Here is a 21,639-nt window from a genome sequence, read left to right as displayed (position 1 = left end):
ATGAACCCGGTCAGCTCCACGAGGCAATCGCCCTTGGTGGTGAACCCGGTCACCCGGGCGCCCTTTCCACGAGGTAGTCGCCCTTGGTGGTGAACCCGGTCACCCGGGCACCTTCTCCCATCAGTGAGCCGAGCACGTCGCGCACGGCGTGGCGCCATGACTTGGCCGCGCCGGGATCGGTGCGGCGCAGCGCCTCGATGTCGGCCGGTATCGCGACCAGCAGCGCCCGGGCGTCGGTCCTTCCCGGGACCGGTCGGCCGTCGCGTTCGGCCAGTGCGGTCACCACGTCCGACGGGATCTTCGGCCGGTGCGGCTCGCCCTGTACGGCGGCGAGCACCTGCGGCTCGGTCAGCCGCCAGACGGTGAGCATCCGGTCGGACTCGTCGCCCGCGTTGATCGCGTCCTCCATCACGCCGTAGAAGGACGGCAGGTACTCCTCGGGACGGGCACCGAGCTTGACCAGGTTGAAGTGGGCGTTGCGGCGCACCAGCGGATCGTAGGTCCAGGTGATGCGATCCAGGCCCCGGTCGAGTGCCCAGCGGCGCTGGTGCGACTTGAGCGCGAATCCGATGCCGCGCCCGACGGCGGCGCCGGTGACGTGCGAGTGCAGCACCTGCCCGGCCGGGGCGGCGAGGAAGCCGACCGAGGCGCCCACCAGCCGATCGCCCTGGTAGGCGCCGGTGACGTAGTTGCCCGCGTGTGACAGCGCCCGCATCAGCTCGACGGTGATGGGCTCCCCGCCGGGATCGGGGTGCCAGATGCCGTCGAACAGCCGGAAGACCTCCTCCATCTCCTCGATGGAGCGCAGCTCGCGCAGTATCACGCCGTTCATCCGAGCGTCGCCCGGAGCAGGCCGGCCAGCAGCGCCGTACGGCCGGGCATCTCGGCCACGACCACGTGCTCACCGTCGGCGTGGGCGCCGCCGCCCACCGCGCCCAGCCCGTCGAGGGTGGGACAGCCGGCTCCGGCGGTGTAGTTGCCGTCGGAGGCTCCGCCCACTCCGACACCGATGAGCGGGGCGAGCCCGAGGCCGTCGGCGATCCGCTGGGCGACGGCGAACAGTCCGGCCGACGAGGCCTCCTCCAGGGGAGGGCGGTTCGGGCCGCCCGTCACCTCCAGCCGGGTCCCGGCGAGCCGGGGGGACAGTGCCCTCATCAGCTCGTCCACCCGCTCCTGCGCGGCGAGTGTGGGCACCCGCACGTCCACCGACAGGCGGGCCAGCGCGGGCACGGTGTTGACCGTGGTCCCCGCCGACAGCACCGTGGGCGTGACGGTGGTCCGGCCCAGGCCGCCGGGCCCGCCGGATGGCGTCCCCGGTGCCGTGGAGCCCGGCCGCGGATCGTGGAGCAGGGGCAGCCCGCGCGTCGCGGCGGGCGACGTCTCCGCCGTCGTCACGGCATGGGGAGCACCGTTCACCCGGTCGGCGATCCCGGTGACGGCGAGGATCTGGTGGGCCAGCTCGATCCCCGCGTTCACCCCCTTCTCCGGTTCCAGGCCGGCATGCGAGGCCGTTCCGCGCACCACGAGCTCGTAGAGCGACGTTCCCTTGCGTGCCGTCTTGAGCGCTCCGCCGTCGGCGCTCGCCTCCAGCACGAACGCGGCCGCGAGGCCGCGTGCCGACTCCTCGATCAGCGCGCGTGAGGACGGTGAACCGACCTCCTCGTCGCCGGTGACCAGCACGCACACCCCGTCCGGCGAGGGCAGCGCGGCGAGTGCGTGAAACGCCTGCACCAGCCCGGCCTTCATGTCGAACACCCCGGGGCCCCGGGCGATCCCGCCGCTCACCGACCAGGGGCGCTCGGCGAGCGTCCCGAGCGGCCAGACCGTGTCGTGGTGGCCGACCAGCAGGACCCGAGGTGTGCCGAAGGTCCACCGCAGGTGGGTGACCCCGTCGATCACGATCGTCTCGGCGCGTGCGCCGAGCCTCCTGAACCCCTGGTCGGCGACCACCCGGGCGCTATGGGCAACCGCCTCGTGGTCGGCGGAGAACGACTCGCACGCGACGAGCTCCTCCAGGTCCTCGAGCATGACGTCCAGGTTCATCGTGCTCGTCCCAGTTCGGCGCGGAACAGCCGGTGTACGTTGCCGCCGATGATCTTCGTGATCTCCTCGTCGGCGAAGCCGTGCTTGAGCAGGGCGTCGGTGACCAGGGGCAGCCCGCTGGTGCCCGACAGTCCCGACAGTCCCGGCAGGGCCGCGAAGGGATCGGCGCCGTAGTCCTGCTCGCAGCACGGGGGAGTCACGTTCCGCAGCGCCTCGCGCACGAAGAACGACGCCCAGCGGTCCGGCGGACGCGCGGTGACCGCCATCAGCAGATCATTGTGGGTGTCCGCGACGACGGCGCGGTGGTGGAGCTCAACGGACACGGGCCAGCCCTCCTGCGTGGTTACCGCGACGGTACGACAGGTTGAGGGAGATGTAATTCGTCTGGTTTTCCTAAGAGTGGTGAATTGTTCGTCCAATCGGCCAAGATCACTTGTTTCGCTCCGGCCGGAGAGGAGAAACGGGCGGCGGGTGGGCAGGCGTCACCGGCCGGCGGTGAGCGCCTCCGAGCGCCACAGGTCACGGTAGTAGCCGGGAGAGGAGACCAGCTCCCGGTGGGTGCCCCGCTGCGTCACCGACCCGTTCTCCAGTACGACGATCTCGTCCACCCGCTCCAGCCCGCGCAGCCGGTGCGTGACGAGCAGCGTCGTGTGGCCGTGGGTGGCGTCCAGGAGGTCGGCCATGAGCGCGTCCGCCGTCGTCTCGTCCAGGGCCTCGGCGGGCTCGTCGAGCAGCAGCACCGGCGGGTCGTGCAGCAGCGCCCGCGCCAGCGCCAGCCGCTGCAACTGGCCACCGGACACCGTACGCCCGTCCTCCCCGAGCGTCGCGTCCCAGCCGGTGCGCTCCACCCACCGGTCCAGGCGTGCCCGCCGCACCGCCTCGGCCAGCTCCTCCTCGCCGGCCTCCGGGCCCGCGAGCCGCAGGTTGTCCCTCAGCGAGGTCTGGAACACGTACGGATCCTGCGTCAGCCCGGTCATCACCCGCCGCACGTCGTCGGAGGCGAGCTCCCGGACGTCCACCCCGCCGACCTTGATCGTCCCCGACTCGGGTTCGACCAGGCGCATCAGGGCCGACAGCAGGCTGCTCTTGCCGGCACCGCTGGGGCCGACCAGGGCGACGCGCCTGCCGGGGGTGAGGGTGAGGCTGACGCCGTCCAGGGCGGGGGCGAGGCCGGTGTCGTGCCGGACCACCAGGTTCTCGATCTCGACGGTCGGAGGCCCGCCGGGGACAGGGAGCGGGACGGACGGCTCGGTCACCGCCGGAGGGGTCGCGCCCACCTCCCGCAGGCGGCGCAGGGCGGCGAGCACCCCGGTCAGCCGCTCCCCGGCCACGGCCATCGGCAGTACCGGCTCGAAGGACACCAGCGAGACCAGCGCGAGCACCGCGGTGGTCACCGAACCCGCCCCCGAGCTTCCCGCCAGCAGCACGACGGCCGTCACGGTCAGTCCCTGGGTGAGCATGCCCAGGGCCGAGGCCACCGCGTTCGCCCGCGCCTGCCTGCGCTCCAGCGCCGCCAGCCGGGCGTCGGTCTCGGCGGCGGCGGCGAGTGCCCGCTCGTCCGCCCCGTAGGCGGCGAGGTCTGCGGCCCCGTGCACCAGATCGGCGACCCGGGTGGCCAGGTCGGCCCGTGCCGGGGCGATCCGCGCCGACCAGCGCCGCGCGGCGGCGGCCGTGCCCGCCGGGATCAGCACCCCGGCCACCAGCAGCCCGGCGAGGAGCGCCAATGCCGCCACCGGGAGCAGGAACAGGCCGATCACCACCGCGGCCACGCCGGTGACCAGCGCCGCCAGCGCCGGCAGCAGGCAGCGTACGAGCAGGTCCTGTACCGCGTCGGTGTCGTCGACCATGCGGCTGAGCAGGTCGGCCCCCCGCTGCTTCGGCGATCCTGTGGGGATGAGCGCCCGGTAGAGCCGCTCCCTGGTCGTCGCCTGGGCCCGCAGCGCCACGTCGTGACCGGCCAGCCGCTCCCCGTAGCGGAAGACGCCCTTGGTCGTCGCGAACGCCCTGACCCCGACGATCGCCACGCTCAGCGCCGCGAGCGGCGGCTGCTCGGCGGCCCTGGTGATGAGCCACGCGGCGGACCCGATCAGCCCGAGCCCGGCCAGCTCGGCCGCCGCCCCCGCAGCCGCGGCGAGGGCGAGCCGCCCGCCGGACCGGCCCACCGGTCGTCCGCCCGCCCGGTCCACCGGTCGCGCCTCCGTCCGCTCCCCGTCCGTCCGGCCCGTCGGGATCTGGCTGACATCGGTCACGGAGAGACCTCCTCTCGTGTCCCCGCCGGAGGTCTCTCCCCGGCCACCACCCGGCCGTCGGCGATCCGGATCACCCGGTCGGCCAGGTCGATCATCGCGGGCCGGTGGGCGACGATCACGGCGGTGCGGCCCTCGGCGAGCTCGCGGGTCGCGTTCACGACCGCGCCCTCGCTGCGGCCGTCGAGCCGCGCGGTCGGCTCGTCCAGCAGGAGCAGGTCGGCCTCCGGGCGGCAGAACGCGCGGGCGAGCGCGACCCGCTGCCGCTGCCCGGCCGACAGGTTCGTCCCGCGCTCGCCGAGCACCGTGTGGTAGCCCTCGGGCAGCGCCAGGATGAACTCCTCCGCCTGCGCGGCCCGCGCCGCGACCCCGACCTCCTCGATCGTCGCACCGGGGGCACCGAGCCTGATGTTGTCGGCCACCGAGGTGGCGAAGAGGTGCGGGCGCTGGGGGACGAACGCCAGGCGCGCCCGCCAGGAGTCGTGGTCGCCGATCTCGGCGCCGTCGACGAGCACCCGGCCCTCGGTGGGGGTGACGAAGCCGAGCAGCAGGTGGAGCAGGGTGCTCTTGCCCGCACCGCTCTCGCCGACCAGGGCCACCCGCTCGCCGGGGGCGATCACCAGCGACACGTCCCGCAGCGCGGCCTCCTCGCGGTCGGGGTAGCGCACCGTGACATGCTCCAGCCGGATCTCCGGCGCCCTCCCCGCTGCGGACTCCGCCTCCGGCGGGGATTCCTCCGCCGGACGCGTTCCCGCCCGCCCGCCGCGCGCGGGCCCCACCGCCGTGACCGCCGTGACCGCCGTGACCGCCGTGACCGCCGAGGCCGCCGTGACCGCCGTGGCTCCCGCGGCCCCCGTCGCCCTCGGGGCTCCCGCCTCGCCGTCGAGGACGGCGAACGCCTCGTCGGCGGCGGCGACGCCCTCCATCGCCGCGTGGAACCTGCCGCCCATGGTGCGCAGCGGCAGGTACGCCTCCGGGGCCAGGAGCAGGACCAGCAGCGCGGTCGACAGGTCCAGGGAGCCGGAAAGCAGCCGCAGGCCCACCGGGACGGCGACCAGGGCGAGCGACAGGGACGCGGCCAGCTCAAGGACGAGCGAGGACAGGAACGCCACCCGCAGCGTGCGCATCGTCGCGGCCCGGTGGGCGTCGGCCACCCGCCGGATCACCTCGGCCTGGTAGCGGGCCCTGCCGAAGGCCCGCAGCGTGGGAAGGCCCCTGACCACGTCCAGGAAGTGCCCGCCGAGGCGGGACAGGGCCTTCCACTGGCGCTCCGTCACGGCCTTGGTGTGCATGCCGACCAGTGCCCCGAAGATCGGGATGAGCGGCAGCGTGACCAGTACGATCACCGCACTGGCCAGGTCGGCGGTGAACAGCCGGACGAGCACCGCGATCGGCACGACACCCGCGACCGCCACCGCCGACAGGTAGCCCGACAGGTAGGGGTCGAGGGCGTCCAGGCCCCGGCCGGTCAGGGTCACCAGTTCGCCCGAGCGCTGCGAGGCGGGCCTGACGGGACCCAGATCCCGCAGCCGCGCCAGCAGGCGGCGCCGCAGGGCGGACTTCACCCCGGTGGTCATGCGCCCGGCGGCGACTCCCTGCCCCAGGGTGAGCAGCGCCCGGATGCCGACGACGAGCGCCAGCAGGATCAGGGCCGGGGCCGCGAACCGTCCGGACAGCACCCCGGCGAGCAGCTCCGCCTGGACGAGGACGAGCAGCCCGGTCAGGACGGCGGCGGCCAGGCACAGGGCCAGGTGGCGGCGGACGGCCCGCTCGCCCAGTGCCAGCCGTACAAGATCCTTGTGCATGCCAACCCTAGAGAGCTCAGAAGAACGAGGGAACCCGATCGGAGGCGGCGCGCCCGGGACCGAACGTCCGCCATACCCATACTTGCGCAGCCACCATGACCGGTGCGAAGGGCAGAATCATGACACTCAACACACTCAGCGTCCCGGCGGGCGCGGTGCGGTCGAGCAGCCAGGGGGCGAGTACGGCGAGCAGCACCGCGACGGGCGCCGCGGCGGCGCACGCGGAGAGCAGGAGCGCCCGTCCGGTGCGGCGCGCGCCGGTCACCTGTCCGGGCAGCCGCCACGAGGCGAACGTCCAGCCGTGGAAGGCGAGCAGCGCGGCGACCACCAGCCCGCCGACCAGTCCCGGCAGGCTGATCGGGGACCCCGTCAGGCCGCCGGCCACCGCGACCAGGGCCATGCCCCAGCTCAGCGCGAGACCGTACGAGCCGGCGACGATCGCCCAGTCCCAGGTCGTCCGCCACGCGCCCCCGTCGGCGCGGCGGCGGAACCAGAACCCGGCGTCGCGCACGATCCACGACACCAGCAGGGAGACCACCAGCGGGTAGAGGCCGAACAGCACGTCTCCCTCGATCGAGGGGAAGACGCCGAACAGCACGCCCGCCACGGCCACCAGCCACACCTCGTTGGCCAGGACGAACGGCGCCATGGCGGCGACGATCTCGTCCCGGTCCCTCCTCGTCCTGCCGAGTACGGGCAACAGCATGCCCAGGCCGATGTCGAAGCCCTCCAGGGCGAAGTAGCCGATCAGCAGGAGGGCGAACACGCCGAGCCAGAGGATGTCCACGGTCTGTCTCCCTAGTGGCTGAGCGCGTGCGCGCGCTCGGTGGGGTCGGCCGGTGCGTCCGCGCCGAGGGTGGTGGCGGCGGGTCCGCGCCGTACGGTGCGGGCGATCAGCACGTAGTCGATCACCGCGAGCAGGGCGAGCACGCCGCCGAAGGCGATGAGCGAGACGCTGACCATCTGGGAGGTGAGGCCGGGGGACATGGCGTCGGCGACGGTCAGCCTGCCGTTGATCATCCAGGGCTGCCTGCCGGACTCCCGCGCCAGCCAGCCCAGGATCGCCGCCACGAACGGCAGCGGGGTGATCGCGATCAGCAGGGGGTGTGCCCAGCGCCAGCGCGGCAGCCAGTACACGGTCGGCGCCAGCACCAGCATGACGAAGAACTGGAGCAGTTGGCCGATCGCGATCATGAGGCCGAGCGCCCATGCGGCCAGGCCCCCGTCGTCGAACTTGTCCGGCTGGAACAGGGAGAGCGGGCCGAACTGGGCGTAGCCGAAGCCGACCGTGATCAGTGAGCCGACGAGGGAGGTGATCACTCCGGTGCGGAGCGAGCTCGTGAAGAACTCCCGCTCGGCGGTGCGCCGGAACAGCTGGTACGCGCTCGCACCCATCAGCACGAAACCGCCGGTCCACAGGCCCGCGCCGAGCACGTGCGGCAGCGCCATGGTGAGCGTCGGGTTGGTGAGCAGCGCGCCGAAGTCGGTCAGGACGAGGTGGCCGTCCCCGTCCACGGCTCCCGCCGGGTTCTGCAGGAACGAGTTGGCCACCATGATCCAGAAGGCGGAGGCGTAGGCGGTCAGCGTCACCACCCAGATGCACGCCACGTGGAGCCATTTCGGTAGCCGGTGCCAGCCGAAGATCCACAGCCCCAGGAAGGTGGACTCCAGGAAGAAGGCGCCGAGTGTCTCGATCGCGAGCGGCGCGCCGAAGACGTCCCCGGCGTAGTGCGACAGGCCGCTCCAGTTCATGCCGAACTGGAACTCCATCACCAGTCCGGTGAGGATGCCGAGCGCGTAGTTGATCACGTAGATCTGGCCCCAGAAGCGGGTCGCCCTTTCGTGGACCGGCTTTCCGGTGACGGCGTAGCGGGTGTGCATGATCGCGATCAGGGGGGCCAGGCCCAGGGTCAGCACGACGAACAGGAAGTGGAGGCTTCCTGTCACGGCGAACTGCGTCCGGGCCAGGTCGAGCACGTCCACGGTCTCACCTCCATTGTTATGTCTGTCTACCTATAGGCATGCTACATGTAGAACGCCTACATGTAGCATGCCTATACGAGAGGTAGGCTGACGACGTGAGCCAGCGAAGTGAACGAACCGCCGGGTGCGGTGAGACGGGATCCGCCCGGTGGGCGGAGGCGACCGGATGAACACCGACGCGCTCCGCGGTCACATGGACGCCCTGCTGCTCTCCGTGCTGGAGCACGAGCCGCTGCACGGTTACGCGATCATCGAGGCGCTCCAGGCGCGCAGCGGCGGCGCGCTGAACGTGCCGACGGGCACGGTCTACCCGGCGCTGCGGCGGCTGGAGCAGGCCGGATACCTGGCCAGTGAGTGGGCCACGGTGGGCGGGCGCAAGCGGCGCACCTACCGGCTCACCTCCTCGGGGCGTACGGCCCTCGCCGGCGAGCGCTCCGCCTGGCGGGAGTTCGCCGGGGTGATCGGCAGCGTCCTGGAACCGCGCACCACCCGCTGACGCCCTCCCGAGCCGGCTCTCAGGCGGTCACGGGGACGGGGCCGCGCCGGGTGACACTCAGGCAGCGGGAGGCGCAGTACAGCTGCGTGAGCCAGAACACGTAGCTCATCAGCGACGCGACGATCCCCGGCGGATAGTCGCCGAACCCGGCCGAGCCGCGTGAGCCGAACATCAGCGCCCCGCACAGCACGAGCATGACCGGCAGCATGGCCCAGACGAACACGGCCAGGGCCCGGGTGACGAGCCGGGGCCGCCTGATCCTGCGCAGCCCTCTGCCCAGCGCGAACAGTGCGACCCCGCCGATCACGCCGGTGAGCATCTGGAGCAGGTCCACGCCACGGGCGACCGGGACGAACCAGTCAGGCATGGTCTCGTACGCCGGGGCGGCGGGAAAGATCTTCCAGATCACGCTCCACATGACCGTGGTGAGCGGCACGGTGACGAACAGCAGGGCCGCGAGCCTCCGGCCCGCCGAGTTGGACAGCTCCTCCTGGTAGCCGGGCGCGATCTCGCGGATCGTCCCGAACTCCTCGACCGCGGCCCGCTCGGCCTCCTCACGCCTCAGGCCCTCGCCCTCCAGTGCCTCGGCGGTGTCGAGCAGGCTGTCGCGCGCCTCGGCGATCATGTCGAGCTTCGGTCTCCGAGGACCCCTGAGAGTGCGGCTGAGCCCGGTCACGTAATCCTCGATGACCCCGGTGCCTGCCATGTGCTCTCCAGTCGCCCGATTTCCATCCAGGGTACGCGTCTCCCATCCTGGTCTCCCGTCCGGAACCCGCGCATCGGGGAGGCCCCTGAGAAGACCCCGAGGCGGCCCACGCCCACCTGCGAATACGCTCGAACCCAGCGGCACCGGTGGGAGGGAGGGGCTCGTCGTGAGGATCAAGGATCTTGAGGTGCGTGAGGGCACGCTGGCGGGCGGCCTGCCGTACTACGCCCTCGGCGATGGCGCGCCGCTCGTCGTGCTGCGCTGGTTCACCCCCGCCCACGCCAACCCGACCGGACTGGCGCGCGGCCTGGAACTGCGGGTGCTGGCCCCGCTGGCCCGCCACTTCCGGCTGTACGCCGTCGGCCGTGCTCCCGGCATGGCCGAGGGAACCACCATGGCCGACATCGCCGCCCGGCACGCCGATGCCCTGCACGCGCGGTTCGGCGGACCCGTCGACGTGATGGGCCTGTCGTCGGGAGGTTCGGTGGCGCTGCAAATGGCGGCCGACCGTCCGGACGCGGTCCGCACGCTGGTCGTGGCGGGGGCGGCCTGCAGGCTCACGCCACGCGTCCGGCGGCTCCAGCGCCGTTACACCGAGGCGGTCGCCGCCGGGCGGCGCGGCCTGCAGCACCAGGCGGTCACAGCCGCCGCCTCGCCCGCGGGACAGGCCCTCGCCGGGGCGCTGCTGTGGCTGCTGGACCCGCTGGCGCGCCCCGACGACCCTCGCGACATGCTCGCCTTCGCCCGCGCCGAGGAGAGGTTCGATCTGACCGGCCGTCTCGCCGACGTCGCCGCCCCCACCCTGGTCATCGGCGGCGAGAGAGATCTGGACTACCCGGTCGAACTCTTCAGGCGGACCGCCGAGGGGGTCCGTGACGGCCGCCTGATCACCTATCCGGGCCTCGGCCACCTGGGAGCCTTCCGCAGCGGGCGGTTCGCGGAGGACGTCACGGCCTTCCTGACGGGAGCCGATCCGGGTGAGAGCCCCCGAACGACCTGCTGACCGTCACGGCTCCCCGCCCTTTCCCGCTCCCGGGTCCGCACGGCCGGACCCCGGTGGGCCGTCCGGCCGCGCGAAAAGCTCTCACCCGTGGTCGGGGGAGCGCCACAGGGACCACCAGCGCGTCCCGCGCGGGACGACGGCGAGCGCGCAGCCGCTCATCCTGAGTCCTTCCGGATGGCGGATGCCGGTGAAGAGGCAGGTGCTGAGATCCAGGTCGGCGAGTTCCAGCTCCTCGGCGTCCACCTCGTGCAGCGAGGTCACCCTGGCGCCGTCCCGGCCCCGCACCGTGGCGGGGCCGCGCAGGGTCGCCCCCTCCAGGTCGGCCTCGGCGTCGTCGAGCCGGACGTTCAACCGCCCGCCCACCTCCAGGCGCCGCAGGTCCACCGAGCACCCGCCCGTGGTCACGTCGAGCCCCTTGCCCGCCCACGCCCCGGCGAGGGTGAGGTGGCGGCCGACCGAGATCGGGGCCAGGTAGCCGCCCGCGGAGAAACGCGCGCCGTCGAACCCGGCCAGCCCGCCGAAGCTCGTCTTGCGGAAGGACACCGTACGGCGGAACCTGCATCCTCGCAGGGTCGCATCACCCGCGAAGCCGGTGCCGTCGAAGGTGACGAAGCCATGGAAGTCGGCGCACTCGAAGGACGCGGTCCGGTCGAAGAGGGCGGCCCCGAACAGGGCGTCACCGTCGATGGAGACCCGGTCGAAGGCCGCGTGCCCGGTGACGGCGACGCCGTGCAGGGACAACCCCCGGTCGAACCTCGCCTCCCTGAAGGAGGCGTTGCGTGCGAAACGGGCGTTGAAGAACGAGGCGAGACGCCGGAAGTGCGCGTGGTCGAAGGAGACGTCCCCGCCGAACGTGATGTCGCCGAACCGTACGCTCTCGGGAAAGGTCGCCCAGTCGAACCGGGCCCGGCCCAGGCGCCCTCGGGTGGCGGTGAGGATCCGTTCCAGCAGATCCCTGCCGACGACGGTGGCCCGCAGGTCGACGGCGGAACCGGGGGAGAGGCCGCGGGCGACCTCGTCGAGCTCGGCGGTGTCCAGATGTGCCAGGCACCGCCCGTACGGTTGCCGCGCGGATCCGGCACACTCGGGGGAGGCGGCGCAGGTGACCCAACCCACGTCCAGAGTTCTCATAATTCCAGTGATACCCGTCAACGCCGGGACAAGCGACTTCTAGGTCAAGGAAAGCCATATCTGACCGGGTCGGATAGACATGAAGTGTCAATATTCGGGATTTCACTATCTATCCACTTATATGTGAGTGATAAGCAATGCATGGAGCCTTACGCTCCGGTTCATGCGTGCTTCAACCCGGGCGTTCGCCGCCCTCGTGGCCGTCGGCCTCGCCACCACCGGCGTCGCGGCCCTCGCCTCATCCCCGGCCCTGGCGGAACCGGGCACCGTCGTCATCAGCCAGGTCTACGGCGGTGGCGGCAACGCCGGAGCGCCGCTCGCCAACGACTACGTCGAGCTGTTCAACCGCAGCGCCGCGCCCGTCGCCCTGGACGGCTGGTCCGTCCAGTACGCGAGCGCCACCGGTACGGGCAACTTCGGCGCCAACCCGGTCGTCCCTCTGGCGGGCACCCTCGCGCCCGGCCAGTACCACCTGGTCCAGCTGGCCGGAGGCGCCAACGGCTCCCCGCTGCCCGCCGCGGACACCACAGGAACGATCAACCTGAGCGGCACCGCGGGCAAGGTGGCCCTGGTCCGCTCGGCCACGGGTCTGGCGTGCAACGGCGGCTCCGCTCCCTGCGCACCGGAGCAGACGGCACTCATCGCCGACCTGATCGGGTACGGCGGCGCCAACTACTTCGAGGGCACCGCCGCCCCCGCCCTCGCGGTCGCCCTGGCGGGCCTGCGCAAGGACCACGGCTGCGCCGACAGCGACGTCAACGGTGACGACGTGGAGACAGGGGACCCGGCGCCGCGCAACCGGGCGACCACCCCCGCGCCCTGCGGTGACGTCGAGCCGACCCCCACCCCCACGCCGACCCCGACGGTGGAGCCCACGCCGACCCCCACCCCGACGCCCACGCCGACGGGGGAGCCGTGCGAGATTCCGGTCACCCACCAGATCGCCCAGGTGCAGGGGAGCGGTGACGTCAGCCCGCTGGCGGGCCAGACCGTCCGCGTCGAGGGCGTCGTGACCGCCGACCTCCAGAAGAGCACGCAGCTCAGCGGCTTCTTCCTGCAGGACCCGACCCCCGACTCCGACCCGGCCACCTCCGAGGGGCTGTTCGCCTTCGCCCGCGACACCTTCAAGGACGTCAAGGTCGGCGACCGTGTCCTGGTCACCGGCAGGGTCATCGAGTTCAACGGCTGGACCGAGCTGTCGCCGGTCACCGCGGTGGACGTCTGTGGAAAGGGCACCATCACCCCGCTCAAGCAGAAGCTGCCGCTCGCCGAGGGCGCGACCTTCGAGCCCGTCGAGAGCATGCTCGTCACCTTCCCCGAGCTGCTCACCGTCAACGACCACTACAACCTGGGCCGCTACGGCGAGGTCACCGTCGCCTCCGGGGGGCGGGTGTTCCAGCCGACCGACCGGGCGGGAGTGGACGCCGCCAAGAACGCGCGGCGCACCCTGCTGCTGGACGACGGCTCCACGGTGGAGAACCCGGCGACGATCCCCTACACCGACCCGCGCACCGTTCGTCTTGGTGACACCGCGCTCGGCGTCACCGGTGTGATGGGGTACGGCTTCGGCAAGTACCGCCTCCAGCCGACCAAGCAGGTCAACTTCCTGCGGACCAACCCGCGCCTGCCCGCGCCGTTCCCGGTCATCGGCAACGTCAAGGTGGCCAGCCTCAACACGCTCAACTGGTTCACCACCCTCGGCTCGCGCGGTGCGAGCAACGCCCCTGAGCAGCAGCGCCAGCTGGCCAAGCTCGTCGCCGCGCTGAAGGGCATGAACGCCGACGTCGTCGGTCTCATGGAGGTCCAGAACAACGGCCAGACCGCGGTGCAGGCCCTGGTCGACGCGCTCAACGCCGAGGTCGGCGCCGGCACCTACGCGGCGATCACCCACCCCTATCCCGGCACCGACCTGATCCACGTGACCGCCATCTACAAGCCGGGCAGGGTCGAGCCGGTGGGTGCCGCGCGCTCCTCCACCGACCCGGTCTTCCGCAGGCCTCCGCTGATCCAGACCTTCCGCAGGGTCCAGGGCGGCCAGTCCTTCACCGTGCTGGTCAACCACTTCAAGTCCAAGGGCTGCGACGCGCAGGCGGTGGGTCCCGACGCCGACCAGGGTGACGGGCAGAGCTGCTACAACGGCGAGCGCGTCCGCCAGGCGCAGGCGACGCTGGGCCTGATCGACAGCCTGAAGCTGACCAACCCGCTCGTCCTCGGCGACCTCAACGCCTACGGCGAGGAGGACCCGATCGACACCCTGGAGGCGGCGGGCCTGACCAGCGTGACCAAGAGGTTCGTCCCGGCGCCGCTGCGCTACAGCTACCTCTTCGACGGACTGGTCGGCGAGCTGGACCACGCCCTGGTCGGCAAGGACCTGCTCAAGCGCGTGACCAGCGCGACGATCTGGCACATCAACGCCGACGAGAGCCGGATCCTCGACTACAACACCGAGTTCAACCCGCCGAGCCTCTACCAGCCCGACGCGTTCCGCTCCTCCGACCACGACCCCGTGATCATCGGACTGACGCTGACCGGTGGAAAGCACTGATCGCGACCACGGCACATTGACGCGAGACCTCCGCGGGGCCGCCCCGCGGAGGTCTCGCCGTATGACCCGGCCAGGCCAGGCCCGGCCCGGCCGGCGAGGGGCGTGGGACCGACCCCCGCCCTCGGCCTCCGGTTCCGACTCCGGGGAAAAGGAGAGATCCGGTGCGACGCGCGACGCCGGGCGGGAGGCGTGCGGGCCGTGCGAGGAGCATGCCCGGCGGGATGGCGGGATGGAATGCGCGGGGAGGGGAAGTGGTTATGCCAGCCATACAGACGTGAACGACAGAAGGAGCCACCGGTGGCCACCATCGAGGTAACCGAGAAGAACTTCAACGACATCGCCGACGAGGGGATCGTCCTGCTGGACTTCTGGGCGGCCTGGTGCGGACCGTGCCGCACCTTCGGGCCGATTTTCGAGAAGTCGTCGGCGAAGCACACCGACATCAAGTTCGGCAAGATCGACACTGAGGCCGAGCAGGCGCTCGCACAGGGGTTCGAGATCACCTCGATTCCGACGATCATGGCCATTCGCGATGGCATCGTCGTCTTCGCCCAGCCGGGCGCGCTGCCCGAGCCCGCCCTTGAGGACCTCATCGGCCAGGTTCGCGCGCTCGACATGGACGCGATCCGCGCCGAGCTCGCCAACGAGCTGGGCGCGCAGAAGGGCTGATGCCCGGCTCCCGATCACGTGAAAAGCCCCGCGCCACCGGAGGAAGACCGATGGCGCGGGGCTTTCGCGTGATGGCAGAACCTGCCGGTGAGATCAGACCGAACGGTAGAGCTCGGCCACCCGGAAGGCGAGGTCGAGTGACTGGCCGCGGTTGAGACGCGGGTCACAGGCCGTCTCGTAGCGCCTGGCGAGGTCGTTCTCGACGATCTCGGCGCCGCCGCCCACGCACTCGGTGACGTCGTCGCCGGTGAACTCGATGTGGACGCCGCCCGGGTGGGTGCCGAGCGCGCGGTGTACCTCGAAGAAGCCCGCCACCTCGTTCAGGACGTCGTCCAGGCGGCGGGTCTTGTGACCGCTGGGTGCCTCGAAGGTGTTGCCGTGCATGGGGTCGCAGATCCACGCCACCTGGGCGCCGCTCGCGGTCACCTTCTCCACCAGCTCGGGGAGGTGCTCGCGGATCTTCGACGCGCCCATCCGGGTGATGAAGGTGAGCCGTCCGGCCTCGTTGTCGGGGTTGAGCTTCTCGATCAGCGCGAGGGCGTCCTCGGAGCTGGTCGTCGGGCCGAGCTTGACGCCGATCGGGTTGCGGATGCTGGCGAAGAACTCCAGGTGGGCGCCGTCGAGCTGGCGGGTGCGCTCGCCGATCCAGACCATGTGCGCCGAGACGTCGTACGGCCGGCCGGTCCGCGAGTCGATCCGGGTGAGCGCCTGATCGTAGTCGAGGATCAGCGCCTCGTGCGAGGAGTAGAACTCGACGGTGTGGAACTCCTCGGGCTCCGCCCCGCAGGCGCGCATGAAGGCGAGCGCCTGGTCGATCTCGCGGGCGAGCTGCTCGTAGCGCTTGCCGGCCGGGGACTCGATCACGAAGTCCTGGTTCCAGGCGTGCACCTGGCGCAGGTCGGCGTAACCGCCCTTGGTGAAGGCGCGGACCAGGTTGAGCGTCACCGCCGAGGAGTGGTAGGCCCGCAGCAGCCGCCACGGGTCGGGAACGCGGGACTCGGCGGTGAACTCGAAGCCGTTGACCATGTCGCCCCGGTATGCGGGCAGCTCGACACCGTCGCGGATCTCGGTGTTCTTCGAGCGCGGCTTGGCGAACTGCCCGGCCATCCGGCCGATCTTCACCACGGGGACCTTCGCCGCGTAGGTCAGCACGATGGCCATCTGGAGCAGCGTCTTGAGCTTGTTGCGCACGTCGTCGGCGGTGGCGCCGGCGAAGGTCTCGGCGCAGTCTCCGCCCTGGAGGACGAAGGCCTCTCCCCGCGCCACCGCCGCGAGGTCGGCTTTGAGGTTGTCGCACTCGCCCGCGAAGACGAGGGGCGGGAGGCTCTTCAGCTCGGTGACGACCTTCTCCAGCTCGCCACGGTCGGGCCACTCGGGCTGCTGTGCCGCGGGCAGCCGCCGCCAGGATTCGAGGTTGATGCTCACGACATACCAGGCTATTGCAACCGGGTGTCGGAACAGACCCGATCGTCCACGTAGTGAGAAGGACTTTATACCTGGTGAGATTCCTCGGGGCTGGAAACATGCTCCTGGAGGACGCCAAATCCGACAAAACGCCTGGCCAGCGAGCCGATGAGCGGAAGGCGGGAGATGTCGCGCGGTAGCCGCACCGGCCGGCCGCGCTCGCTCAGCGTCGGGCGGATGAGCCGGCTCTGGACGACGCGCTGGGCGAACTGAGTGATCATGGTGGGCGGGGTGCGCCGCCGCTGGATCTTGGCGAGCAGGGATTCGGGAATCTCGGCCCCGGAGGCGAGCGGCCCGGCCAGCAGGTTCGCGGCGGCGACCGCGTCCTGTACGGCCAGATTGATGCCGACGCCGAAGATCGGCGACATGGCGTGCGCGGCGTCGCCGATGACCAGCAGGCCGGGGCGGTGCCAGCGGCGCAGCCGGTTGAGCGCGACCGAGAGCACGCTGACCTCCCCGAAGTCCCGCAGCCGTCCGGCCCGGTCGTCGAGGAAGGGCAGGAGCCTGGCGACCGGCCCGCGCAGCGCCTCGATCCCCTCCGAGCGCAGGGTTTCGAAGCCGCCCTTGGGGATCAGGTAGGCGAGCTGCCAGTAGGTCTCGCGGTTGATCGACACCATCATGTGGCCGTTGGACACCCGCAGGAACGTCTCGTCGGGGTCGGAGGGCTCGCGCGGCAGCCGGAACCAGACCACGTCCATGGGGGCGCTGTGCTCGACGGGGACGAGGCCTGCGGCCCGGCGTACGTCGGAGTGGCGGCCGTCGGCGGCCACGGTGAGGGTCGCGCGCAGTTCGTGCTCGCCCGAGGGGTCTCGGTAGCGGACCCCGCGCACCGCGTCACCCTCGCGGATCACCCCGTACACCTCGGCCTTCATGATGAGGCGGAAGTTCGGATAGCGCCCGGCGGCGGTGGTCAGCAGGTCGAGGAAGTCCCACTGCGGCACGAAGGCGATGTACTGATATCTGCCTTTGAGCCGCCTCAGGTCGGCGACCGGCACCGTGGCGTCGTCGGTGCGGATCTCCATCGTGTACGCCTTGCGGTGCGGGAGCCGGTGGAACTCCTCGGCCAGCCCCAGCTCGTCGAGGATCTGCAGGGTCGAGGGGTGGATGGTGTCACCCCTGAAGTCCCGCAGGAAGTCTTCGTGTTTCTCCAGGAGCGTCACCTCGACGCCGGCCCTGGCCAGCAGCAGCGCCAGCATCGCCCCCGCCGGGCCGCCCCCGGCGATCACGCATGTGTTTCTCCGCATAATTCATCACCTAGTGAAATTCTGACACAGGATCCGGGAGAAGGAAACAGGTTCGGGGGCGACAGTGGTGAAGCAGGGCTCTCCGCCTCGGCCCGTCTTCCCGGCACGCGTATCCTGATCTCCGGTTCGGCCATATCCGTCATATCCGCCTCTCTGCCCCGGAGCCGTCGGCGCGAAGGCGTTCGCGGGCGGCGAGAACCGGTGAGAGCGAGGAAGGTGAGCAAGGTGGCCGAGGTCTGGCAGGTGGCCGCGGCGATCGCGGGGGGCATGCTGTTGCTCTGGCTCGTGCTCGCCGTCTTCCTGGTGATGGCGCGCCCCAGGGGCGGCGCCCTGGGGGAGGCGTTGCGCCTGCTGCCCGACCTGCTCCGCCTGGTCGCCAGGCTCGCGCGCGACGACGGCCTGCCTCGCGGGGTACGGGTCCGGCTGTGGCTGCTGCTGGGCTACCTGGCACTGCCCATCGACCTGATCCCCGACTTCATCCCGGTGCTCGGCTACGCCGACGACGCGATCGTCGTCGCCTTCGTCCTGCGGTCGGTCGTCAGGCGTGCGGGCCCGGACGCGCTGGCAGGACACTGGCCCGGTACGCCCGAAGGGCTCACCGTCGTACGACGCCTCGTCGGAGGGCCCGGATGATCGCGAGTCGCCGCCCGTCCGTGCCTTCCCGTGTCCGTCCGTGCCTTTCCATGCCCTCCGTGCCTTCCCGTGTCGGCGGCGACGAGCGGCTCAGGTCACCCGAGTGACGCGGGTCACGGCGCCGCCGAGAGCTTGTCGAGGGCTTCGAGCACGTCGGCGGCGCAGCGGTCGCGCAGGGGGGCGTACTCCTTCTCCGGATACCGGCGGGGGCCGTTCTCGATCAGGATCATCAGCGCCAGGTAGAGACGGTAGAGGACCATCCGGGTACGGGCGGGGCCGGTGAACTCCACGACGCCGCCCGCGTCGCGGTATCCGGCGACGATCGGATCGGACTCCTCCAGCTCGCCGAAGATCGTCGGGACGACGAAGTCGGCGAGCGGGTCACCCCAGAAGGCCCGCTCGTGGTCGATGATCGCCTGGATGCGCGGTGTCTCGTCGCGGGTCAGGAAGACGTTGCCCGACCCCAGGTCGAAGTGGACGAGGCAGGGGGTCACGACCTCCTCCAACGCGCTCGCACCCGCCTCGATCGCCGCCGCGATCTCGGACACCGGCCTCGGCAGCGGGGTGGCGTAGCGGCCCGCGTCGGCCAGGATCGCATCGGTCATCACCAGGAACGCCTCCCGCCATGTGCTCCCGGTCAGGCCCGCGTACGGATAGCCGTAGACGTCGCCGGTGATCGCGTGCAGCCTGGCCAGGTGGCCGCCGAGCTCTCTGCGCAGGGCCCGCCGGTCGGCCTCCGCCGGTTTCGCCCGGCTCCAGGGCACCCCGTCGAGGACGGACAGGACCAGGTAGTCGCCGCCCAGCACCGGATCGTCGAACCCGGCGCGCAGCAGCTCGGGGACCGGAATCCCCGCTTGAGCGGCCAGGCCGTAGACCGTGGCCTCGGTACGCAACAGGTTGCGCTCGTAGCGCAGCTGCTCCAGCTCGGGCGGCGGTGCCAGTTTCATGACCACCTCCCGCCCGTCCAGCAGGGTGAGCCGCCACACGGCGTTGGCGAAGCCGCCGGTGAGCTCGGTGGCGGACTCGGTGCCGGAGGAGAGGCCGACCCCCAGGGCCCGCCGCGCCAGCGCGTCGAGCTGGGCGAGCGTGAGCGGGCGTTTCGTCCTGCTGTCCATTGTCCTACCTCGTCCTGCCTCGGCGCGGCTGGGGAACGGTGGTACGGCCTGAACACGGCGCGCCGGGCAGGGGAGGAAGGTTGGCGCCGACCCTTGAAGGGCAGGTCAGGCGGAGTCGCGCTCGATCAGGTGGGTGTCCAGTATGACCACCGGCTGCTCCAGCTGCTCGCCGTTGATGCGGGCGACGAGCAGATGGGCCATCTGCCGGCCCATCGACTCGGTGGGCTGGTGCACGGTGGTCAGAGCGGGTGAGGAGTGCGCCCCCGCGGGGGAGTCGTCGAAGCCGATCACCGCCACGTCACCGGGAATCGACTTCCCCGCCTCGCGCAGCACACGCATCGCACCCAGCGCCATCGGGTCGGAGGCGGTGAAGACGGCGTCGAGGTCCTGGTGTTCGGCGAGCAGCCTGTGCATCGCCGCCATGCCGCTCTCCTCGCTGAAGTCGCCGTACGTCACCATCTCGCTCACGCCGGTCGCGATCAGCGCGTCGCGGTAGCCCGCGAGCCGGTCGACGCCCACGCCCATGTCCTGGGTGCCCGCGATGGTGGCGATCCGGCGGCGGCCCTTGCTCAGCAGGTATTTGACCGCCTGCCTGGCCCCGGCCCGGTTGTCGACGTCGACGTAGCTGTAGGGGGTGAGGCCGACCGGCCGACCGCCGATGACGGTCGGCACGCCCATCGCCTCCAGCCGCCCCGGCAGCGGGTCGGCGCCGTGCAGGGAGATCAGCAGCACCCCGTCGACGTGCTGCCCGGTCAGATAGTGCTCCAGCCGCTCGTGCTCCTGCGCCGACTGCGCCATCGCGAGGATCAGTTGCAGGCCGGTCTCCGACAGGGCCGAGCCGATGCCGCGGATGGTCCCGGCGAAGTACGGCTCGTCGAAGACCCTCAGCTCCGACTCCGAGACGACCAGTGCCACGGTGTCGGTGCGCCGGGTGACCAGCGCGCGGGCCGCCCGGTTGGGCACGTAACCCAGCTCCTGGATCGCCCGCAGCACGGCGTCGCGAGCCCTCTCGCTCACCTTCGGCGAGCCGTTGATGACCCGCGACACCGTGCCCCGGCCGACACCTGCCAGGGCCGCGACCGCCTCAAGCGTCGGACGACGGTCGCCGTTCATGTGATTGTGCCCCCAGTGATGAATTTCCCGGCCCCTATTCTGCCGGACCGCTCAGGCCTCCACGCCTGATGGTCCCGGCATACCAGAGAGCGCTCTCTTTGGGAACTCTAATCTGGGTTTCATAATCGACGTGTACCAGCCCGAACCGCTTGCCGTACCCCCACGCCCACTCGAAGTTGTCCATCAGCGACCAGGCGAAGTAGCCCTCCAGCGGGATCCCGGCCTCGATGGCGGCGTGGCAGGTGCGCAGGTGGGCGTCGAAGTAGTCGACTCGGTCGCGGTCGTGGACGACCCCGTCGGGGCCCACGACGTCGTCGAAGGCCGCACCGTTCTCGGAGATGACCAGCGGGACGCGCGGGTACTCGGCGGCCAGCCGGTGCAGGATCTCCAGCAGTCCCGCCTGGTCGATCTCCCAGCCCATGGCCGTCACGGGGCGCCCGCCCTCGACGAACGACACGTGCTCGCTGCCCACCCAGGGCGACCCGCTGTCGGTGGGTGCCGCCGCGGCCGACGCGGCGCCGCCGGGGGTTCCCGAGACGGTGAAGCGGCTGTAGTAGTTGATCAGCAGCTTGTCCAGCGGCGTCGAGATGATCTCCATGTCGCCGTCGTGGACGAGCCCTTCGGGCCGGCCGAGGTCCACCAGGACGTCGTCGGGGTACTCGCCCTTGAGCAGGGCGTCCAGGAAGAAACGGTTCTGCAGCCCGTCGATGCGGCGGGCGGCGTCCTGGTCGGCCTCCGAGGAGGTCTGGGGCGAGATCGCGTACAGGTTGACGCAGCCGCCGATCATGCTTTCCGGCCGCTGGGCACGGATCGCCTGCGCGGCCAGGCCGTGCGCGAGCAGGAGGTGGTGGGCGGCGTACACCGCCTTTTCCGGCTCACGCCGCCCGGGGGCGTGCTCTCCCGAGGCGTACCCGAGGTACGCCGAGCACCAGGGCTCGTTGACCGTGCTCCAGTTGCGGACCCGGTCGCTCAGCGCGTCGTGCACGGCCATCGCGTAGTCGGCGAAGCGCTTCGATGTGTCCCGTGCCGGCCAGCCGCCCGCGTCTTCCAGGGGCTGGGGCAGGTCCCAGTGGTAGAGCGTCACCCACGGGTCGACGCCCCGGGAGAGGAGCTCGTCGACCAGACGGCTGTAGAAGTCGATGCCCGCGGGGTTGACGGCCCCGCGCCCCTCGGGCTGGATCCGGGGCCAGGAGACGGAGAACCGATACGCGCTGAGGCCGAGTTCGGCCATCATCCGCACGTCGTCCCGGTAGCGGTTGTAATGGTCGATGGCGATGTCGGCGTGCTCGCCGTTTACCACCTTTCCCGGCTGCTTGACGAAGGTGTCCCAGATGGAGCGGCCTCGGCCGCCCTCCGAGACAGCGCCCTCGATCTGGTAGGCGGAGGTGGCCGCACCCCAGACGAAGTTCGTCGGAAACATTAGATCCGGGCTCTTGATCCGCG

General features: G+C 71.4%; 19 protein-coding genes. 5 read left to right on the top strand and 14 right to left on the bottom strand.

The annotated features are described in order from the left end of the window. Window positions 1-49: 49 nt before the first annotated feature. The 7 genes from ACFY3V_RS11090 to ACFY3V_RS11060 form a co-directional block, all read right to left on the bottom strand. The gene (locus ACFY3V_RS11090) at window positions 50-832 is read right to left on the bottom strand and encodes a GNAT family N-acetyltransferase (protein ID WP_389772290.1); all 783 of its coding nucleotides are present in this window, start codon (window positions 830-832) and stop codon (window positions 50-52) included. Next, a complete protein-coding gene (locus ACFY3V_RS11085; protein ID WP_389772287.1) occupies window positions 829-2,043 on the bottom strand; it encodes a M20 family metallopeptidase in 1,215 nt (404 codons plus the stop codon). Before ACFY3V_RS11085 ends, ACFY3V_RS11090 begins: the two co-directional genes overlap by 4 nt. Next, on the bottom strand, window positions 2,040-2,366 hold the full coding sequence (locus tag ACFY3V_RS11080) for a membrane dipeptidase (RefSeq protein ID WP_362896994.1): 327 nt from the start codon (window positions 2,364-2,366) through the stop codon (window positions 2,040-2,042). The genes ACFY3V_RS11085 and ACFY3V_RS11080 overlap by 4 nt, the downstream gene beginning before the upstream one ends. 159 nt (window positions 2,367-2,525) lie before the next feature. After that, entirely contained in the window at window positions 2,526-4,292 is a 1,767-nt protein-coding gene (cydC, locus tag ACFY3V_RS11075) for a thiol reductant ABC exporter subunit CydC (RefSeq protein ID WP_389772284.1), read from the bottom strand. After that, a complete protein-coding gene (gene cydD / locus ACFY3V_RS11070) occupies window positions 4,289-6,094 on the bottom strand; it encodes a thiol reductant ABC exporter subunit CydD (protein ID WP_389772281.1) in 1,806 nt (601 codons plus the stop codon). Before cydD ends, cydC begins: the two co-directional genes overlap by 4 nt. 16 nt (window positions 6,095-6,110) lie before the next feature. Then, window positions 6,111-6,881 (bottom strand): cytochrome d ubiquinol oxidase subunit II, encoded by a 771-nt coding sequence (locus ACFY3V_RS11065; protein ID WP_389772278.1) that lies wholly within the window; start codon window positions 6,879-6,881, stop codon window positions 6,111-6,113. An 11-nt stretch (window positions 6,882-6,892) separates the two neighbouring features. Further along, complete coding sequence (locus ACFY3V_RS11060; protein ID WP_389772275.1) at window positions 6,893-8,077, bottom strand: cytochrome ubiquinol oxidase subunit I; 1,185 nt, start codon at window positions 8,075-8,077, stop codon at window positions 6,893-6,895. A gap of 166 nt (window positions 8,078-8,243) precedes the next feature. Here ACFY3V_RS11060 and ACFY3V_RS11055 point away from each other — a divergent pair, with 166 nt between their 5' ends. Then, entirely contained in the window at window positions 8,244-8,573 is a 330-nt protein-coding gene (locus ACFY3V_RS11055) for a helix-turn-helix transcriptional regulator (protein WP_329083327.1), read from the top strand. 19 nt (window positions 8,574-8,592) lie between these two features. Here ACFY3V_RS11055 and ACFY3V_RS11050 read toward each other — a convergent pair whose 3' ends face one another. Next, the gene (locus ACFY3V_RS11050; RefSeq protein ID WP_362896989.1) at window positions 8,593-9,279 is read right to left on the bottom strand and encodes a permease prefix domain 1-containing protein; all 687 of its coding nucleotides are present in this window, start codon (window positions 9,277-9,279) and stop codon (window positions 8,593-8,595) included. 166 nt (window positions 9,280-9,445) lie between these two features. Between ACFY3V_RS11050 and ACFY3V_RS11045 the strand changes: the two genes are divergently transcribed. After that, on the top strand, window positions 9,446-10,282 hold the full coding sequence (locus ACFY3V_RS11045; RefSeq protein WP_362896988.1) for an alpha/beta hydrolase: 837 nt from the start codon (window positions 9,446-9,448) through the stop codon (window positions 10,280-10,282). Window positions 10,283-10,363: 81 nt separating this feature from the next. Here the strand turns inward: ACFY3V_RS11045 and ACFY3V_RS11040 are convergent, their stop codons facing one another. Further along, window positions 10,364-11,413, bottom strand: a complete 1,050-nt coding sequence (locus ACFY3V_RS11040; RefSeq protein ID WP_362896987.1) for a pentapeptide repeat-containing protein — start codon at window positions 11,411-11,413, stop codon at window positions 10,364-10,366. Window positions 11,414-11,576: 163 nt separating this feature from the next. Between ACFY3V_RS11040 and ACFY3V_RS11035 the strand changes: the two genes are divergently transcribed. Continuing rightward, a complete protein-coding gene (locus ACFY3V_RS11035) occupies window positions 11,577-13,958 on the top strand; it encodes an ExeM/NucH family extracellular endonuclease (RefSeq protein WP_389772269.1) in 2,382 nt (793 codons plus the stop codon). A gap of 297 nt (window positions 13,959-14,255) precedes the next feature. Beyond that, window positions 14,256-14,627 (top strand): thioredoxin, encoded by a 372-nt coding sequence (gene trxA, locus ACFY3V_RS11030; RefSeq protein WP_344748620.1) that lies wholly within the window; start codon window positions 14,256-14,258, stop codon window positions 14,625-14,627. Window positions 14,628-14,720: 93 nt separating this feature from the next. On the opposite strand, the gene ACFY3V_RS11025 is transcribed toward trxA, so the two are convergent. Continuing rightward, window positions 14,721-16,052, bottom strand: coding sequence for a class II 3-deoxy-7-phosphoheptulonate synthase (locus ACFY3V_RS11025; RefSeq protein WP_362896985.1), 1,332 nt, complete (start codon window positions 16,050-16,052; stop codon window positions 14,721-14,723). A 65-nt stretch (window positions 16,053-16,117) separates the two neighbouring features. Continuing rightward, window positions 16,118-17,335: an FAD-dependent oxidoreductase gene (locus ACFY3V_RS11020; RefSeq protein ID WP_389772264.1), complete on the bottom strand. Its 1,218-nt coding sequence runs from the start codon at window positions 17,333-17,335 to the stop codon at window positions 16,118-16,120. Between the two features lie 201 nt (window positions 17,336-17,536). Here ACFY3V_RS11020 and ACFY3V_RS11015 point away from each other — a divergent pair, with 201 nt between their 5' ends. Then, window positions 17,537-17,968, top strand: a complete 432-nt coding sequence (locus ACFY3V_RS11015) for a YkvA family protein (RefSeq protein ID WP_389772261.1) — start codon at window positions 17,537-17,539, stop codon at window positions 17,966-17,968. A gap of 113 nt (window positions 17,969-18,081) precedes the next feature. Here the strand turns inward: ACFY3V_RS11015 and ACFY3V_RS11010 are convergent, their stop codons facing one another. The 3 genes from ACFY3V_RS11010 to ACFY3V_RS11000 form a co-directional block, all read right to left on the bottom strand. Then, window positions 18,082-19,083, bottom strand: coding sequence for a phosphotransferase (locus ACFY3V_RS11010; RefSeq protein ID WP_362896982.1), 1,002 nt, complete (start codon window positions 19,081-19,083; stop codon window positions 18,082-18,084). 105 nt (window positions 19,084-19,188) lie between these two features. Next, window positions 19,189-20,196, bottom strand: coding sequence for a LacI family DNA-binding transcriptional regulator (locus ACFY3V_RS11005; RefSeq protein WP_350943623.1), 1,008 nt, complete (start codon window positions 20,194-20,196; stop codon window positions 19,189-19,191). 34 nt (window positions 20,197-20,230) lie between these two features. Continuing rightward, window positions 20,231-21,616, bottom strand: coding sequence for a GH1 family beta-glucosidase (locus ACFY3V_RS11000; protein WP_362897159.1), 1,386 nt, complete (start codon window positions 21,614-21,616; stop codon window positions 20,231-20,233). Window positions 21,617-21,639: the final 23 nt, after the last annotated feature.

Source organism: Streptosporangium sp. NPDC000095, assembly GCF_042899335.1.
In the GTDB taxonomy this organism is placed as follows: Bacteria; Actinomycetota; Actinomycetes; order Streptosporangiales; family Streptosporangiaceae; genus Streptosporangium.
This window is presented reverse-complemented; position numbering and strand designations above follow the sequence as displayed.

Excerpts from the sequence above, each read along its gene's own strand:
- ACFY3V_RS11035 (WP_389772269.1), top strand. The coding sequence starts at position 11,577 with ATGCGTGCTTCAACCCGGGCGTTCGCCGCCCTCGTGGCCGTCGGCCTC.
- ACFY3V_RS11020 (WP_389772264.1), bottom strand. The coding sequence starts at position 17,335 with ATGCGGAGAAACACATGCGTGATCGCCGGGGGCGGCCCGGCGGGGGCG.
- ACFY3V_RS11005 (WP_350943623.1), bottom strand. The coding sequence starts at position 20,196 with ATGAACGGCGACCGTCGTCCGACGCTTGAGGCGGTCGCGGCCCTGGCA.
- cydD (WP_389772281.1), bottom strand. The coding sequence starts at position 6,094 with ATGCACAAGGATCTTGTACGGCTGGCACTGGGCGAGCGGGCCGTCCGC.
- ACFY3V_RS11010 (WP_362896982.1), bottom strand. The coding sequence starts at position 19,083 with ATGGACAGCAGGACGAAACGCCCGCTCACGCTCGCCCAGCTCGACGCG.
- ACFY3V_RS11090 (WP_389772290.1), bottom strand. The coding sequence starts at position 832 with ATGAACGGCGTGATACTGCGCGAGCTGCGCTCCATCGAGGAGATGGAG.
- ACFY3V_RS11040 (WP_362896987.1), bottom strand. The coding sequence starts at position 11,413 with ATGAGAACTCTGGACGTGGGTTGGGTCACCTGCGCCGCCTCCCCCGAG.
- ACFY3V_RS11085 (WP_389772287.1), bottom strand. The coding sequence starts at position 2,043 with ATGAACCTGGACGTCATGCTCGAGGACCTGGAGGAGCTCGTCGCGTGC.
- ACFY3V_RS11050 (WP_362896989.1), bottom strand. The coding sequence starts at position 9,279 with ATGGCAGGCACCGGGGTCATCGAGGATTACGTGACCGGGCTCAGCCGC.
- ACFY3V_RS11000 (WP_362897159.1), bottom strand. The coding sequence starts at position 21,616 with ATGTTTCCGACGAACTTCGTCTGGGGTGCGGCCACCTCCGCCTACCAG.
- ACFY3V_RS11055 (WP_329083327.1), top strand. The coding sequence starts at position 8,244 with ATGAACACCGACGCGCTCCGCGGTCACATGGACGCCCTGCTGCTCTCC.